Consider the following 14,289-nt stretch of genomic DNA (forward strand, 5'->3'; position numbering starts at 1 on the left):
CCCACTCGGGCCCGCGACTAAAACGGATCGGCGGCGAGGACCCTTCGCCCGCCGGTTCACTCCGCGTCGACGAAGTCCGCGAGGTTCGCCTGTAGCCCCGCCGCCAGCGTCGACTTCCGGCGGAGCCGGCCGAGCGAGACGGGCAGGTGGTCGGCGACGCCGCGGACCGCCTCGCCGAACGTCTCCGCCGTCCCCCGCTCCCCCTCGAAGGCGTCGCGGACGGCCTCGCGCACCTGCCACACGCCGACCGGACCCCAGTAGTCGTCGGAGACGTGGCGCACGACGAGCGCCTTCGCCTGCTGGCCGCGGTCGTCGAGGTGTTCCAAGACGCCCAGCCGCGCCGCGTAGTATGCGCCCGCCGTCTCCTCGACGTAGCCGGTCCGTCCCTCGCGGCCCTCGCTCGCGGCCGCGAGGTACACCCCCGCTTCGGGGTCCGGGTTCCAGATCGACCCGGGCGACTTCATCTCGACGAGCTCGTACTCCCACCGCCCCGGCACCAAGATCACCCAGAAGGCGTTGCCGAGGTACTCGTTGCGGTGGACCTCGATCCGGTCGACCGTCGGGTTGTCGCGGATCGACCCGCGGAGGAACTGGCCGACCGTGTCGTCGACGGCCGTGATCGACCAGCGCGTCGGCACGAGCCGACGGTTCTCGCCGCGCCCGAGCGCCCCCGCCGAGAGGATCGTGTTAATCTCGTACACGTCGAACCCGCGGCGGTAGAGGTACGTCATCGCCCCCTCCGCGCGCCAGTCGTCGTCTTCGAGCGTCTTCTTCACCGGCCGCGGGACGTGCGGGTTCTCGCCGAGGTCGGCCGTGCGCGCCGCCGCGCGCGGCCCGGTCGGCGTCTTGATGTCTTCCGTGCCGACCTCGAAGTCGAGGTCCGGCCGGCCGTCGAGCCCGATTTCCACGTCGACCGGCCGGTCCGCGATGGCGATCTCGCGCTGGACGCCCAGCCAACCGTCCCACGCGTCGTGAACGCTCTCGGCCGGTCCGCCCTCGCCGACCGACTTCACCCCGCCGCTCGCCCCCGCGTCCGCCACGTCGACCCCCCGCGTCGAGTTGAGCAGGCTCGTCCGACGGTCGAACACGTCAGAGATGGAGACGCCCTCCTCGTACCACGCGGCGGAGGTCTCGAACGCCTCGGCCCGCTCCTCGCGGCCGACCGGCGAGAGCAGGCCGGTCGAGACGTTCGGGTAGTCGGCGCGGCCGACGAAGATTGACGGCGAGACGCTCCCGACGACGGCGTCGTCGGAGACGTGCTCGTCGAAGCGCCGCTCGAAGGAGTCGAGGTGATCGAGGATGCCGTAGTCCTTCTCGCTCGCGAGGCGCCGCCGCTCGGCCCGCTCGTTCGCCTCGTACTCGATGAACTCGTCGAGCCGCATTCGCCGACCGTAGGGGCGAGTCGGACTTGACGGTGTCGCCGCCGCGGCCCCGCGGCGCGGGACGGTCAGGTCGAGAGCGACGTGACGCCGGCCGGGAGTTCGGCTCCGAGGATCCACTCGTCGCCCTCGCGGCGGATCAGCGGGGCCGACGCCTCGGGCGCGAACCCGTCCTCGTCGACCCGCATCGTCCCGCCGACGAGCGCCCCGTCGACGACCGCCCAGGAGATCGCGAACGCCGGATCGGCGGCGGGCAACGGATCGGCGACGGCGTCGAACGCGGGGTCGCCCGCGGCCGCCGAGAGGGTCACGCCCGCGGGCGCCTCCGGTCCCCAGCGGTTCGCACTGGCGTAGAGGCGGCCGTCGTGGACGACCGACTCCCGGAAGTAGTTCGCCCAGAAGTCGCGGAAGTCGGTATCGAGCCGGTACCACCGGTCGCCGCCGTCCGTCCGATAGAGCCCGTTCCCGGTGGCGGCGACCACGCTCCCGTCACCGAGCACGCGCAGGTCGTGGACGTCGTCGTGGACGCCCTCCCCGTACCGCCGCCAGAAGTCGCCGCCGAACGCGTAGACGCCGCCGGGCTCTAACCCCGCGAGGACGCCGTCGTCCGGGTGGACGGCCAGCGTCCTGACGCTCGGCGCCCCGCTCGGCGCGCGGTCCCGCCAGCGGTCGCCGTGCGGGTGCGCGCCGAGGTCGCCGACCGGGTCGAAGCGCCACCCGTCGGTCGCCGGTCGCGCGCGCAGCACGTCGGCGTCGCCGGTCCCGACCAACACGGTCTCGGGGCCGGCGAGCACGGAGACGGGGTCGTCCGGGCCGTCGAGCGGTCGCCAGTCCTCGCCGTCCGGCGACCGGAACAGCCCGTCCGCGGTCGCGGCGAGCCGCGCGTCGCCGCTCGGTGCGACCTCGTGGACGCGGCCGCACTCGGCCGTCCGCGTCGGGTCGTCGTGCGGTCCGTCGAGCCGATACAGTCCGCGGTGGGTTCCGCAGACCAGCATGTCTCGCGATTGAACGTCGAGGAGAAAAACCGTGCCGCTTCCGCGGGGCCGTTAGCTGTGGATCCCCATCGCCTCGATCTGCTCTTGGTACCGATTCCGGATGGTGACCTCGGTGACCTGCGCCACGTCGGCGACCTCGCGCTGGGTCTTCTTCTCGTTACAGAGCAGCGACGCGGCGTAGATGGCGGCGGCGGCGTAGCCGGTGGGGGACTTTCCGGAGAGCAGCCCCTGCTCGGCGGTCGTCTCGATGATCTCGTTCGCCTTCGACTGGACCTCCTCGCTCAGCTCCAGCTCCGAGGAGAACCGCGGGACGTACTTCTTCGGGTCGACCGGCCGCATCTCCAGCCCGAGCTCCTGGGAGATGTAGCGGTACGTCCGGCCGATCTCCTTTCGGTCGACACGAGACACCTCAGAAATCTCCTCCAAGCTCCGGGGGATGCCCTCCTTGCGGCAGGCGGCGTAGAGGGCGGCGGTGGAGACGCCCTCGATGGAGCGGCCGCGGATGAGGTCCTCGTTGAGCGCGCGTCGATAGATGACCGAGGCGACCTCCCGCACCGAGCGCGGGACGCCGAGCGCGCTCGCCATGCGGTCGATCTCCGAGAGCGCGAACTGGAGGTTGCGCTCGCCCGCGTCCTTGGTTCGAATTCGCTCCTGCCACTTTCGCAGTCGGTGCATCTGCGAGCGCTTCTTCGACGAGATAGAGCGCCCGTACGCGTCCTTGTCCTTCCAGTCGATCGTCGTCGTCAGCCCCTTGTCGTGCATCGTCTTCGTCGTCGGGGCGCCGACGCGCGACTTCTCCTGCCGCTCCGAGTGGTTGAACGCGCGCCACTCCGGGCCGGGATCGATCTGCTCGTCTTCGATGATCATCCCCGTCTCCTCGTGTATCAGCTCCCCGTCGGCCGTCCGGGTGAGATCCTCCGGATCGAAGTCCTCGGGGTCCAGTTCGTCGACGTCTTTGATCGCCTCGACGTCGATCTCGTCTTCCTCGGCGTCCTCGTCCCCCACGCGCTGCCGGTCGTGATCCCGTTGCCGGGTGGGCCGTGTCATCGCATTTATATGCTATCCAATCCGTTTAACTTAAAAGTTCGTTACCGTGCGAGTCGTTACCACACCTTCGTGCGACGTCCAGTCGGACGCGGATTCGTCGGAACGCCCCCCGGACGCCGCGGGTTCGCCCCCCGGCCCGTCCAGTCGGTCAAGCGACTCCGGCGGATCGACCGCGTCGACCGCCTCGCGGACCGCGGCGAACGCGTCGACGAGTCGCTCGATCAGCGACGTCTTCCCCGACCCGCGCGGGCCCGCGACGCCGACGACGGTCGGGAGGGTGCGGTCGGTTCCCCGCGCGTCGTCGGCCGCCCGCGACTCTCCGGCCGCGGACCCGTCCGTCGCGCCAGCGTCTCGCGTCGCGGGACTCATGCGTCGGTACCCGGTCTCTCCCGGTTTATGCCCTCGCGTCTCACTCGCCGCCCGGCTCCGACCCGTCTCCGCCCACGGTCCCCGGCACGGGGTCGGCGTCGGGCGGGAGCGCGACCGGCGCGAGCGCCGCGAGGTCCCTGACGGCCTGCGAACTGTCGAATCCCGGGCCGACGAGCCGCGGGAGGCCGTCCGCCGGGCCGTCGAGGCGCTCCGTCGCGACGACGGCGTCGAGCGCCTCTCGCACCGCGACGTGCGCGCGGTACCCGTCCGCGGACTCGACGCGGAGGTGGGTCGTGTCCGGCGGCGCCCCGTCGAGGAGCGGCCCGACCGGCACGCCGCGCCACTCGCCGCCGAACTCGGACCCGGTCGCGCACCGGTAGCGACAGGTGACGACGACCGTGCCGGACCGCTCTCGGACGGCGTCGAGCGACGCCAGCAGGTTCGACTCGACGTTCGACGCGGTCATCGCGTCGTGATCGAGGGACGCACCGCCCGTGTCGGCTGCGCCTCATCCGTTCGGGCTTTTTTCCGGCGGCGGACGGACAGCCCTTTGTCCGGCGAGCGCGGAGTCCGGCCGAATGCCGACGATCGACTGCGACCCGGCCGCCGCGCGCGAGCGCCTCGCCGACGCGGGCGTTCGGATCGACGAGGGCAACACGCCACACGAGCGGTGGCGCGCCGACCGCGACGGGGCCGTCGCGGTCGCGTACGACGACAAGGTCGTCGTCCAGGGGAGCGACCCCACCCGCCTGACCGCCCTGCTGCGCGACGGCGGCGGGCGCGCGCACGTCTACTTCGACGGCGCCTCCCGCGGCAACCCCGGTCCGGCCGCGGTCGGCTGGTGTCTGGTCACGTCCGACGGGGTCGTCGCCGAGGGCGGCGAGCCGATCGGCCGCGCGACGAACAACCAGGCCGAGTACGCCGCGCTGGTCCGTGCGCTGGAGGCGGCCGACGAGTACGGCTTCGACGCGATCGACGTCCGCGGCGACTCGGAGCTGATCGTCAGGCAGGTCCGCGGCGAGTGGAACACCAACGACCCGGAACTCCGCGAGCGTCGCGTCCGGGCCCGGGAGCTGCTGGAGCGGTTCGACCGGTGGTCGATCGCGCACGTACCGCGGGAGATAAACGAACGCGCCGACGATCTGGCGAACGAGGCACTCGATGACGCGAACTGACGACGAACCGCCGGAGTGGGCGAAGGAGCGCGCGCGGGAGATGATGGACGCGGCGGCGGGCGAGGGGGCGGACGACTCCGCGACCGCGGAAACGCCCGAACCCGACGACGAGCGCGTCCCGGACGTCCCGGTCGAGGCGGTCGACGAGGCGGAGCGGCTCACGCGGCTCGCCCGCGAGGCCGAGTCCGCGGAGCCGACGCCGGAGATCGAGCAGGCGGCCGACCAGTACCGGGAGCGGCGCGACGCCCTCGCTGCCGAGTACGGCTACACCGCGCGCGTCCGCGACGAGGACGACGCGCTCGTGTTGTACCCCGACGAGTGGATGGACGACGGGACCGTCCAGCTCGACCGCGTCGAGGACACCGAGCGCGCCGTCGAAGTGTCGCTGTCCGGCCCCAGCGACGCCGACCGCTACCGCGAGGTGGCCGCGTACAACGAGGCGGTCGCCGAGGCCGTCGCCGAGCGGGAGGCGGACGTCCACGCCCGGACCGCCGAGACGTTCGCGGCGTTCATGAGCAACCACTACGTCCGCCCCGTCGACGACGCCACGCCGGCGATGCGTACCGAGTTCCAAGAGGAGTATCTGGTCCGCAACGGCTGGCCGACCGACGAGCAGCTCGCCGCGGTCGACGAGTCGCTGTCGGTGATCGAGTCGGTCGCGGCCGGGGTCGACGGTCCCGCCGCGGACGCGGGCGCCGCCGATCCCGACGGCGCTGACGGCGGCGACGAGGCCGGCGGTCGCGGAGACGACCATTCGACGTAGCGGCGACTCAGCGGAAAGAGAACGCGGCTTTCGCCGCGCCGTGTGCCAAAATGTTCGTTCGGTGTTCGGTGCCACTCATCGCGCCGGCGTCGCGTCCGGATCTCGTTACTCGAGCAGCGCCCGGACCTCGTCTGCGCGTTCCTCGTCGGTGACGAAGCGGTCAAGGACCCACTCGATCTGGTCGAGGACGACGTCGTGGCCCGCGTCGGTGAGCTCGTACTGGTTCGTCCGCTTGTCGAGTTCGCTCTTCTCGACGAGCCCGTGGTCGACGAGGTCGTCGAGGTTGGGGTACAGGCGACCGTGGTTCACTTCGGAGCCGTAGTACGCCTCGAGCTCCCGCTTGATGGCGAGACCGTACATGGGCTCCTCAGCCAGGATACTGAGGATGTTCTGCTGGAACGCGGTGAGATCGCTCGCGGCTGTCGACTCATCAGGGACTGATTGTGCCTCTGACATGGTAGTAGGGAGGGCGCTCGAACTTATAATCCTTCTCAACAGTCACTATCATTGCGATGCGTCACTTCCCGGATTTATCCGAGTGCGTCGGTAGGCGCGCTCTCTCGGCGGATGCGCGTTCGATCCGGCGGCTCGGGGCGTTCGACCGATCGATTCCGCGTCCGCTGGTACGCCGACGATCCGTCAGCCAGAATTGGTGTTCGGCGTCCGATCGAAACCCCGAAATCCGGCGCTCGGCCCGCTCCGGGCCGGTGATGCCCGATCCGCCGATGACGACTCCGGACGGCTTCGGACGGCGTGCGCCCGTGCGATCCCGAAAGGACTTTGCCCGACATCCACCCATCATCGGGCACATGGCCAACCTCTGGGAAGATCTCGAGACGGGACCGAACGCGCCGGACGAGATCTACGCCGTCGTCGAGTGCCTCAAAGGCGAGCGGAACAAGTACGAGTACGACAAGGACATTCCCGGCGTCGTCTTAGACCGGGTGCTCCACTCGAACGTCCACTACCCGTACGACTACGGCTTCATCCCGCAGTCGTACTACGACGACGAGGACCCCTTCGACGTGATGGTGCTCGTCGAGGACCAGACGTTCCCCGGCTGCGTCGTTGAGGCCCGCCCCGTCGCGCTAATGAAGATGGACGACGACGGCGAGCAGGACGACAAGGTGATCGCGGTGCCGACCGAGGACCCCCGATTCGACCACATCGAGGACCTCGACGACATCCCCCAGCAGACCCTCGACGAGATAGACGAGTTCTTCGCGACCTACAAGAACCTCGAGGCCGGCAAGGAGGTCGAAACGCTCGGCTGGGAGGACAAACAGGCCGCGAAGGACGCCATCGAACACGCGCAGGACCTGTACGACGAACAGATCGCGTAACGCTGTATAACCGTAGCGCATCCGACGTCCGTACACGGATACGTTATGCCTATGGGTAATTTTTAGGGTGTCGTTCGCCTAGCATCTGATAGAGTCATGAGCGCCACCACGCCCTCCGTCGGCATCGACCACCCGACGGTTGTTCCCGCGAACTTCGACCCGGACGACGACGCCGACGACGCGGCCGAGGACGGCGACGACGCGTAGCGACCTCCGCGTCTCTTCTCAGGCGCGCTCGACGACCGTCGAGAGCCGCGTCGCGTCGGCTCGCAGCGACGCGAACGCGTCGTCGACCCAGTCCACGACTGCGTCGTCGGTCGACTCGATGACGCATCGCGGGTTGTTCTGCTCGTCGTACGCGGCCACGCAGGCCACGTCACCGCAGCGGAAGAGCCCGTACTCGATCGGCTCGGCGCTGACGTACACCTCCGCGGCGTCGTCGTCCAGCGCGCGGTCGGTCGCGGGTTCGAACTCCGCGACCGACGTGTCGGCCGCGTCGCGGTCGATGATCAGCTCCACGTTCGCGCCGTCGTCGAGCGCCGCGGCCGCCGCGTCGTTGAACTGCCGGATGACGACCGGGGAGACGGCCCGGATCTCGCCGCCGTGGTTCTCGTGGAGGAGCTCCGTCAGCCGGTCGACGACCGCGAGGGGGTTCTTCTCGGACGCGACGGTGATGTCGCTGTCGGGGATCCCTTCCGGCGGGAAGTCGACGCCGGCCCGTTCGAGGGTCTCGGCGAACCCGCCGTACCGCTCGCCGCGTTCGACCTCCGTCAGGAGCGTCTCGTAGGCGTCGTGGACGCGCTCGCCGGTCGGCGTCACCCGGTAGGCGGCGTCGCGTTTCACCACCCAGTCCCGCTCGCGGAACCCGCCGAGGATCCGTTGGACCGTCGTTCGGGTCGCGTCGACCGCGTCGGTCAACTCCGCCGGGCGCCGCGGGTCGTCGCGCAGCGCCCGGAGTATTGCGACCCGAACGGGCGAGCCGGCGAGGTACTGTGCGCCGTCGTGTCCGTCCTCGGCCCTCATCGTGTGATCCGTGTGTACGGGTACCGCCCTGTTAACCGTACCGCGTCGCGGTCGGAAGTGTCCGAGCCGAATCCCCCGTTTGGCCCTTGAATCGCCCCTCAGTCGGCTCAGTCCCGATGGCGGAACGAGACGACGGTGCCGACGGTGTCCTCGCCGGCGATGCGCTCCGTCGTGACGGTCACGGTCGCGAGCGCGTCCGCCCCGAGCGCCTCCTCGATCACCGCCCGGAGCGCGTCGGGATCGGCGCCCTCCTGAATCACCGGTACGCGGACCTGTCGGCGGTTGACCGCGACGTTTCCGAGGTTGTACTCCGTGTGCTCGAACGCCTCCCGGATCGCCGCTTCGATGTCGGTCATGGCACCGTCCCTTCCGCGCCGCGCGGTGAAAAAACGCGGTCCTCGGTGGATCCCGCGACCGCGCCGGTTCTCAGCCGTTGTCGATCGGAGCAGAACGAGCGATTTCTCGGCGTTCAGCGGCCATGTCAATTTAATACAAACTATTCTCACTTCAAATATCTCTATAATACAACCGCAGAACAATCTTAATATTTATTTATCCTGATACTTTTCGAATATGCACGAAAGTGTGGCGGAATACGTGGCAGAGCACCCGAAAATGGCCGGCGTCCTGTTCACCGCGCTGCTGCTGCTGACGCAGGCGGCGCCCGCTGCGGCGAACGCGATGGCCTCCAACCCCGGTCCGTGATTTAAAGTTCCACTCGGTCGCTCCAAGTCAGCTTTTCCTCAAGAAATATCGGTAGAGTCTCTAGCTCAACAAACTGATTAATCGATTCTTTGCTGGCCGAGTCCATGTGAATATGACTTGGAACATAATATGAACTGTTGATTGTATCCACATTGGGCGTGGTCATTGTTCCGACTCCATACGGGCCATTCGGGTACGAATCGATTTCCATGCTATACAATCCATCATCTGACTTTGCCAATTGTACGACAGGAGCAATTCCGCTCCGACTCTGACAGATCGTCGTCCCGCCGTCGCCGACCACAATATACTGGTGACCCGTGATCAACTCCCGCTTCGCGACGTGAAGTGCGGTCCGGAGGTTGAACCCGCTGTTCATCAGGCGGGCGATGATCCGACCGAGCGTCGTTGCGGGGGAGTTCGCCACGTCTGAGAGGGTGACGATGCCGCCGCGCGAGCCGCGGTGGACCAAGGCCTCGCCCTGCTGGTAGGACTGGCAGGCGTTCAGCAGGAAGGCGCTGACGCCGATTTCGAGGTCTTCGTCCGTCAGGTCGAGGTAGCTGTCGGCGCACTGCATTCCGCGGTCGTCGACGTGGCCGATGTAGTGGAGGAAGTCCACGTCGGATTCGAGGGTCTCGCGCAGCTCCGCGCGCGTGAGGTCGTGGCGCACCTCGATGTCGAACTGGACCATGTCGCGGAGCCCGTAGAGGTCGGCGACGTTGCCCTCCTCTCGCATCTGCTCGTCGTTACAGACGACGAGGACGGAGATGCGCGACTGCTCGACCCGGCCCGCTTCGAGCCGGCGGTGGTACGCGTCGAGCGTCGCTTTGTTCGCGTCGAGCGGGACGCCGTCACCGACCCACGCGTGCTCGACGGTGTCGACAGGCTCCGGTCGGACGAACTCTGTCTGGGCCGAGACGGCGCCGCGTTCGGCGGAGGCGTCGGCGCCGCGGGTAGTCCCCGCGCTCGTGTCGGCCGTGCTCTCGGCGCCAGCGCTCGCGCCGCCGCGCACGAACTCGGCGTCGCCGAGGGCGCCGCCGTCGGGCGCGACGCCGCCGACCGGGACCTCTCGCCTCGTGGCCGCCGACGGGCTTCGGTCCGCGCCGCCGAAGAAGCCGACGCCGACGCCGCCGTCGTCGTCAACCGGTGTGACGGTCTCCGGCGAGCGGACGATCGACAGCTCGCCGGCGACGAACGGGAGCATCTCCACGTTCTCCGGGTCGGGACGGACGTCCGTCGTCAGCGTCCACTGCGGCAGTTCGGGCTTGATATCTTCGAAGGGGACTTCGAGGTACTCGCCGAGTCGCTCCGCGAGCGGCAGGTTGTACAGCCGCTTCCAGTCGAGGTCGAGGTCCGTCGTCTCGCGCTCGTGGAGGTCGACCGGGTAAAATCCCTCCGTGCGGGCGAGACAGTCCATGTGGAACGACTGTCGGAGCACCCGCGCGGTCCGTTCCTCGAACCCCGGTTCGAGCGGGTAGGTCCAGCCGTCGCCCTCGATCCGCGGGGCGTCGCCGGGAACCACGTCGGCCGCGAAGTAGTACGCCAGCGAGACGACCGGGTAGAGGTACCGGTACTCGGGCGGGACGACGATCCGAACGCCGCTTTCGACGGGTTCGACACGTTCCGGGACGCGGAACTCCTCGGCGGGCTCGATCAGCGGTGGGTGACCCCGCAGAGTGGGGAACGACCGCTCCGGGCTCGTCGTCTGAAGCGCGGAGCCGAGCAGGGAGACGGCGTCCATCAGCGACTCCGGGTCCGTGGGGGTGGTGATCGTCCCCGCCGGCGTCTGGTGGAGCGACCGGAAGCCGAGCCCGACGGTGCCCGGCGTGTCGAGGTCGATCCGGGTCGTCCGGTCGGTCGTCGAGACGGAGAACCCGGATTCGAAGGTGAGGTACAGCTTCGTCGGCGCGGGATTTATTCCGACATGGTAGATCCCGTCGGGCATCTCGTAGCAGTCCCCGTGGGTCAGGAGCGCCCCGTCGCCGCCGCGCGTTTCGACGACCGCGACCCGCGGGATCTCGATCGCCCCGGTCTCGACTGCGACGCTGGCGTCGACCGGGAAGTAGTGGTCCGACTCCGGACGCCGGCGCGGGTCGACCGGCCGGTCGGTGTACACCTCGAACTGGGTGTTCTCGATGTGGTCGGTGACGGTTATCCCGTCGGCCTCGCGCAGCGGGTCGATGTCGATACTCATTAGCGGGCTCACCGCGGCCGTCGGTCGGGGAGACGGCGACCGACGCCGCGGGGGTGGTACCAGTCCGTTGAGCGAAAGCGGCGATAAAGGTTGTGTCGGTCGGATCGCCGCGGACCGAACGGATAAAGTCCCGGCCGCCCCACCTTCGCGTAATGATAACGCTGGGAACGGCCCGCGCCTCTCCGGGCGAGACGGACACGGGCCGTCTCGAGGTGGGGGAGATGCGAGACGGGAGCCCCGTCCGGCTGCCGGTCGCCGCGATCAACGGCGCGGCCGACGGGCCGACGCTGTACGTCCAGGCGGTGAGCGACGGCGACGAGCTGAACGGGTTGGGCGTCGTCAACCGCGTCGTTCCGCGGCTCGACCCGGCGGAGCTGTCCGGCTCGGTCCTCGTCGTCGGCATCGTGAACCACTTCGCGTTCCAGGCCGCCGAACATCGGAACCCGGTCGACGACCGCAAGATGAACCGCGGGTACCCGGGCGACGCCGACGGGACGACGAGCGAGCGGATCGCCCACGAGACGTTCCAGATCGCCAAGCGCGCGGACTACATCCTCGACCTCCACCAGGGGTCGACGAGCCGGATGATAAACGAGACGCGCGTGCGCTGCGGCGTCCGTCACCGGCTCCACGGCGACTGCCTGGAGCTCGCGAAGGCGTTCGGCTGCGGGCACGTCCTCGACATCAAGGGCCCGGACGGCCAGCTCGCGCGGGCCGGCCCGGAGCACGGCATCCCGACCGTCGACCCGGAGCTCGGCGGCTGCGTCGGCTGGGACGAGGAGTCGATCCGATACGGCGTCGAGGGCGTGTTCAACGTGCTCCGCCACTACGGCTTCCTCGACAGCGACGCCGCGCTCGAATTGCAGACTCGGGCGCGCGGCTTCGATCAGTACGGCTCGCCCGCCGGCGGCCTGGTCCGTTTCGAGTGCGAGCTCGGCGAGCGCGTCTCCGCGGGCGACGTCCTCTTCGAGGTGACCGACACCTTCGGCGCGCTGGAGGGGCGCGTGACGGCCGACACCGACGGGATCTTCTGGCGGACGCGCCGGCTCCCGCAGGTGGCCGCGGGGGAGTACGTCTGCTCGATCGGGACGAACGTCGACACGTACTGATGGGCGCTCCCGACGCTCCGTCGCCGAGGGGGCGAGACCCACGGCGACTCCGCTGTTCCGCGTGCGGCGAGACGTACCGCGACCGCTGGCGCTGTCGGTGCGGCGAACCCCTCGATTTCGCCGATCCCCCGGTTCCGGACGGTCCCGCGCCCGACCCCCAATCGTTCGACGCGCGCGACGGCCTGTGGGCGTTCGACGACCTGCTCGCCGCCGGGGACGACCCCCGCGACCGGGTGACGCTCGGCGAGGGGATGACCCCGCTTGTCGACGCGGACGCGGGCCGCGAGCTCTCGGGAGACGCGGGGAGCGAAGCCGCACCGTGGAACGCGTCGTTCAAGCTGGAGTACGTCTTCCCGACCGGCTCGTTCAAGGACCGCGGCGCGACCGCGACGCTGACGCGGGCCCGCGAGCTGGGCGTCGAGCGCGTCGTCGAGGACTCCTCCGGCAACGCGGGCGCCGCGATCGCGACATACGCCGCCCGGGCCGGAATGGCGGCCGAGATCTACGTCCCGGCCGACGCCAAGGAGTCGAAGCTCCGCGCGATCCGCCGCGCCGGCGCCGAGCCGGTCCGGGTCGAGGGGAGCCGAGGCGACGTGACGGACGCGTGCGTCGCGACGCTCGACGACCGCGAACGCGCCTGGTACGCCAGCCACGCCTGGAACCCGGCGTTCTTCGAGGGCACCGCCACGGTCGCGTACGAGATCGCGCTCCGTCGCGACTGGAACGCCCCGGACGCCGTCGTGACGCCGCTCGGCCACGGGACGCTCTTCCTCGGCGCCTATCGCGGATTCCGTCGGCTCGAACGGGCCGGCTGGATCGACGAGGTCCCCCGCCTCTACGGCGCGCAGGCGGCCGGCGTCGCGCCGATCGTCAGAGCGCTCCGCGGCCCCGACGCCGCCGACCCGGACGGGACGGTCAACGCCGCGGCCGACGGGATCCAGATCGCCGAGCCGGTCCGCGACCGCCAGATCCGGGCGGCGATCGACGCCACCGGCGGCGACGCGCTCGCGGTCACCGAGGCAGCCGCGACGCGCGAACTCGACCGCCTCCACGCCGCCGGCTTCTACACGGAGCCGACCTGCGCGGTCGCGCCCGCGGCGCTGCGGACCCTCCGCGAGCGCGGCGAGATCCGCCCGGACGAGGACGTGGTCGTCCCGCTGACCGGGAGCGGGCTGAAGAGCTGAGGCGAGCGGGGTCGGCGGCTCTCGGGCGAGGCGGACCGACCTCACCGTTACCACTATTCTACCGGCGCCCCTCCCTTTGCGCATGGAGGTGCTCGTCTACGGCGCCGGCGCGCTCGGAAGCCTCGTGGGCGGGCTGCTGGCGCGTACACACGACGTGACGCTCGTCGGGCGCGACCCGCACATGCGGGAGATTCGGGAGGACGGGCTCCGGATCGACGGCGAGGTCGACGCCCGGGTCGCGCCGCGCGCGCTCACTGACGCGACGCACCGGCGAGCCGACCTCGCCTTGGTCACGACGAAGGCGTACGACACTGACGCGGCCGCTCGCGCGCTCGCGACCGGCGAGTACGACGCCGTCTGCTCGCTCCAGAACGGCCTCACCGAGGAGCGCCTGGTCGCCGCGCTCGACGCGACGGTCCTCGCGGGCACCGCGAGCTACGGTGCCCGGTTCGCCGAGCCGGGCCGCGTCACCTGTACCGGCGTCGGCGAGGTCGTCGTCGGGGCGCTCTCCGGCGGCGCGAGCCCCGAGGCCGCGCGGGTCGGCGCCGCCTTCGACGCGGCGGGCGTCGAGGCGGTCGTGGCCGAGGACATGCCGGCCCGGCGCTTCGAGAAGCTCGCCGTCAACGCCGGGATCAACGGACCGTCGGCGCTCGCGCGGACGGCGAACGGCCCGACGCTCGACGGCCCCGCCGGCGAGGTCGCCCGCGAGGCCGCCCGCGAGACGGCCCGCGTCGCCCGTGCGGTCGGGGTAGACCTGTCCGACGAACGGGCGGCCGACGCCGTCGAGCGCGTCGCCACCGACACCGCGGCGAACCGGTCGTCCATGTACGAGGACGTGGCGAACGGACGCCGCACAGAGGTCGACGCTATCTACGGCGCGATCGTCGACCGGGGCGACCGGCGCGGCGTGTCGGCGCCGACCTGCCGGACGGTCGGGTCACTGATCCGCGGCTGGGAAGCGGCCCGCGGGCTCCGGTAATGCGGGACCGATTCGGGAAAACGA

The 14,289-nt window shown here is 70.1% G+C and carries 16 protein-coding genes; 7 read left to right on the forward strand and 9 right to left on the reverse strand.

Features of this window, described 5'->3' with window-relative positions; all coding sequences use genetic code 11:
• Positions 1 to 56: 56 nt before the first annotated feature.
• The 5 genes from nreA to EXE51_RS09945 all read right to left on the reverse strand — a co-directional run bounded on the left by nreA (position 57) and on the right by EXE51_RS09945 (position 4,256).
• Entirely contained in the window at positions 57 to 1,382 is a 1,326-nt protein-coding gene (nreA, locus tag EXE51_RS09925; RefSeq protein ID WP_137692616.1) for a DNA repair protein NreA, read from the reverse strand.
• 65 nt (positions 1,383 to 1,447) lie between these two features.
• Positions 1,448 to 2,374 carry a hypothetical protein gene (locus EXE51_RS09930; RefSeq protein WP_137692617.1) on the reverse strand — a complete coding sequence of 309 codons (927 nt, stop codon included), beginning with the start codon at positions 2,372 to 2,374 and terminating at the stop codon, positions 1,448 to 1,450.
• A 51-nt stretch (positions 2,375 to 2,425) separates the two neighbouring features.
• Positions 2,426 to 3,421 (reverse strand): transcription initiation factor IIB family protein, encoded by a 996-nt coding sequence (locus tag EXE51_RS09935; protein WP_137692618.1) that lies wholly within the window; start codon positions 3,419 to 3,421, stop codon positions 2,426 to 2,428.
• Between the two features lie 30 nt (positions 3,422 to 3,451).
• Positions 3,452 to 3,790, reverse strand: coding sequence for a hypothetical protein (locus tag EXE51_RS09940; RefSeq protein WP_137692619.1), 339 nt, complete (start codon positions 3,788 to 3,790; stop codon positions 3,452 to 3,454).
• 40 nt (positions 3,791 to 3,830) lie between these two features.
• Positions 3,831 to 4,256 carry a pterin operon protein gene (locus tag EXE51_RS09945; RefSeq protein ID WP_094494403.1) on the reverse strand — a complete coding sequence of 142 codons (426 nt, stop codon included), beginning with the start codon at positions 4,254 to 4,256 and terminating at the stop codon, positions 3,831 to 3,833.
• 112 nt (positions 4,257 to 4,368) lie between these two features.
• Here EXE51_RS09945 and rnhA point away from each other — a divergent pair, with 112 nt between their 5' ends.
• Together rnhA and EXE51_RS09955 are read left to right on the forward strand one after the other, a co-directional pair.
• Complete coding sequence (gene rnhA, locus EXE51_RS09950; RefSeq protein ID WP_049931370.1) at positions 4,369 to 4,965, forward strand: ribonuclease HI; 597 nt, start codon at positions 4,369 to 4,371, stop codon at positions 4,963 to 4,965.
• Positions 4,952 to 5,728 (forward strand): hypothetical protein, encoded by a 777-nt coding sequence (locus EXE51_RS09955; RefSeq protein WP_241990618.1) that lies wholly within the window; start codon positions 4,952 to 4,954, stop codon positions 5,726 to 5,728. The genes rnhA and EXE51_RS09955 overlap by 14 nt, the downstream gene beginning before the upstream one ends.
• A gap of 105 nt (positions 5,729 to 5,833) precedes the next feature.
• On the opposite strand, the gene EXE51_RS09960 is transcribed toward EXE51_RS09955, so the two are convergent.
• Positions 5,834 to 6,184 carry a PadR family transcriptional regulator gene (locus tag EXE51_RS09960; RefSeq protein WP_049931372.1) on the reverse strand — a complete coding sequence of 117 codons (351 nt, stop codon included), beginning with the start codon at positions 6,182 to 6,184 and terminating at the stop codon, positions 5,834 to 5,836.
• 353 nt (positions 6,185 to 6,537) lie between these two features.
• Here EXE51_RS09960 and EXE51_RS09965 point away from each other — a divergent pair, with 353 nt between their 5' ends.
• Positions 6,538 to 7,071, forward strand: a complete 534-nt coding sequence (locus EXE51_RS09965) for an inorganic diphosphatase (protein WP_049931373.1) — start codon at positions 6,538 to 6,540, stop codon at positions 7,069 to 7,071.
• Positions 7,072 to 7,296: 225 nt separating this feature from the next.
• On the opposite strand, the gene EXE51_RS09970 is transcribed toward EXE51_RS09965, so the two are convergent.
• Entirely contained in the window at positions 7,297 to 8,094 is a 798-nt protein-coding gene (locus tag EXE51_RS09970; RefSeq protein ID WP_089308061.1) for a winged helix-turn-helix domain-containing protein, read from the reverse strand.
• Between the two features lie 107 nt (positions 8,095 to 8,201).
• Positions 8,202 to 8,450: a hypothetical protein gene (locus EXE51_RS09975; protein ID WP_086216063.1), complete on the reverse strand. Its 249-nt coding sequence runs from the start codon at positions 8,448 to 8,450 to the stop codon at positions 8,202 to 8,204.
• 217 nt (positions 8,451 to 8,667) lie between these two features.
• On the opposite strand from EXE51_RS09975, the gene EXE51_RS18130 reads away from it, so the two are divergent.
• Positions 8,668 to 8,799: a hypothetical protein gene (locus EXE51_RS18130; protein WP_255376745.1), complete on the forward strand. Its 132-nt coding sequence runs from the start codon at positions 8,668 to 8,670 to the stop codon at positions 8,797 to 8,799.
• A 1-nt stretch (position 8,800) separates the two neighbouring features.
• Here the strand turns inward: EXE51_RS18130 and EXE51_RS09980 are convergent, their stop codons facing one another.
• Positions 8,801 to 10,993, reverse strand: coding sequence for a caspase family protein (locus tag EXE51_RS09980; protein WP_137692620.1), 2,193 nt, complete (start codon positions 10,991 to 10,993; stop codon positions 8,801 to 8,803).
• A 152-nt stretch (positions 10,994 to 11,145) separates the two neighbouring features.
• Here EXE51_RS09980 and EXE51_RS09985 point away from each other — a divergent pair, with 152 nt between their 5' ends.
• The 3 genes from EXE51_RS09985 (at position 11,146) to EXE51_RS09995 (ending at position 14,265) form a co-directional block, all read left to right on the forward strand.
• Complete coding sequence (locus EXE51_RS09985) at positions 11,146 to 12,102, forward strand: succinylglutamate desuccinylase/aspartoacylase family protein (protein WP_049931377.1); 957 nt, start codon at positions 11,146 to 11,148, stop codon at positions 12,100 to 12,102.
• Positions 12,102 to 13,286: a pyridoxal-phosphate dependent enzyme gene (locus EXE51_RS09990; RefSeq protein WP_137692621.1), complete on the forward strand. Its 1,185-nt coding sequence runs from the start codon at positions 12,102 to 12,104 to the stop codon at positions 13,284 to 13,286. Before EXE51_RS09985 ends, EXE51_RS09990 begins: the two co-directional genes overlap by 1 nt.
• A gap of 82 nt (positions 13,287 to 13,368) precedes the next feature.
• Positions 13,369 to 14,265 (forward strand): ketopantoate reductase family protein, encoded by an 897-nt coding sequence (locus tag EXE51_RS09995; protein ID WP_137692622.1) that lies wholly within the window; start codon positions 13,369 to 13,371, stop codon positions 14,263 to 14,265.
• Positions 14,266 to 14,289: the final 24 nt, after the last annotated feature.

The organism is Halorubrum sp. CGM5_25_10-8B (assembly GCF_005435095.1).
Lineage (GTDB): Archaea > Halobacteriota > Halobacteria > Halobacteriales > Haloferacaceae > Halorubrum > Halorubrum ezzemoulense.

What these genes read in the sequence shown, in the direction of transcription:
- nreA (WP_137692616.1), bottom strand. Translation starts at nt 1,382, where the DNA reads ATGCGGCTCGACGAGTTCATCGAGTACGAGGCGAACGAGCGGGCCGAG.
- rnhA (WP_049931370.1), top strand. Translation starts at nt 4,369, where the DNA reads ATGCCGACGATCGACTGCGACCCGGCCGCCGCGCGCGAGCGCCTCGCC.
- EXE51_RS09945 (WP_094494403.1), bottom strand. Translation starts at nt 4,256, where the DNA reads ATGACCGCGTCGAACGTCGAGTCGAACCTGCTGGCGTCGCTCGACGCC.
- EXE51_RS09980 (WP_137692620.1), bottom strand. Translation starts at nt 10,993, where the DNA reads ATGAGTATCGACATCGACCCGCTGCGCGAGGCCGACGGGATAACCGTC.
- EXE51_RS09990 (WP_137692621.1), top strand. Translation starts at nt 12,102, where the DNA reads ATGGGCGCTCCCGACGCTCCGTCGCCGAGGGGGCGAGACCCACGGCGA.
- EXE51_RS09970 (WP_089308061.1), bottom strand. Translation starts at nt 8,094, where the DNA reads ATGAGGGCCGAGGACGGACACGACGGCGCACAGTACCTCGCCGGCTCG.
- EXE51_RS09985 (WP_049931377.1), top strand. Translation starts at nt 11,146, where the DNA reads ATGATAACGCTGGGAACGGCCCGCGCCTCTCCGGGCGAGACGGACACG.
- EXE51_RS09975 (WP_086216063.1), bottom strand. Translation starts at nt 8,450, where the DNA reads ATGACCGACATCGAAGCGGCGATCCGGGAGGCGTTCGAGCACACGGAG.
- EXE51_RS09940 (WP_137692619.1), bottom strand. Translation starts at nt 3,790, where the DNA reads ATGAGTCCCGCGACGCGAGACGCTGGCGCGACGGACGGGTCCGCGGCC.
- EXE51_RS09955 (WP_241990618.1), top strand. Translation starts at nt 4,952, where the DNA reads ATGACGCGAACTGACGACGAACCGCCGGAGTGGGCGAAGGAGCGCGCG.
- EXE51_RS09995 (WP_137692622.1), top strand. Translation starts at nt 13,369, where the DNA reads ATGGAGGTGCTCGTCTACGGCGCCGGCGCGCTCGGAAGCCTCGTGGGC.
- EXE51_RS09930 (WP_137692617.1), bottom strand. Translation starts at nt 2,374, where the DNA reads ATGCTGGTCTGCGGAACCCACCGCGGACTGTATCGGCTCGACGGACCG.
- EXE51_RS09965 (WP_049931373.1), top strand. Translation starts at nt 6,538, where the DNA reads ATGGCCAACCTCTGGGAAGATCTCGAGACGGGACCGAACGCGCCGGAC.
- EXE51_RS09935 (WP_137692618.1), bottom strand. Translation starts at nt 3,421, where the DNA reads ATGACACGGCCCACCCGGCAACGGGATCACGACCGGCAGCGCGTGGGG.
- EXE51_RS09960 (WP_049931372.1), bottom strand. Translation starts at nt 6,184, where the DNA reads ATGTCAGAGGCACAATCAGTCCCTGATGAGTCGACAGCCGCGAGCGAT.
- EXE51_RS18130 (WP_255376745.1), top strand. Translation starts at nt 8,668, where the DNA reads ATGCACGAAAGTGTGGCGGAATACGTGGCAGAGCACCCGAAAATGGCC.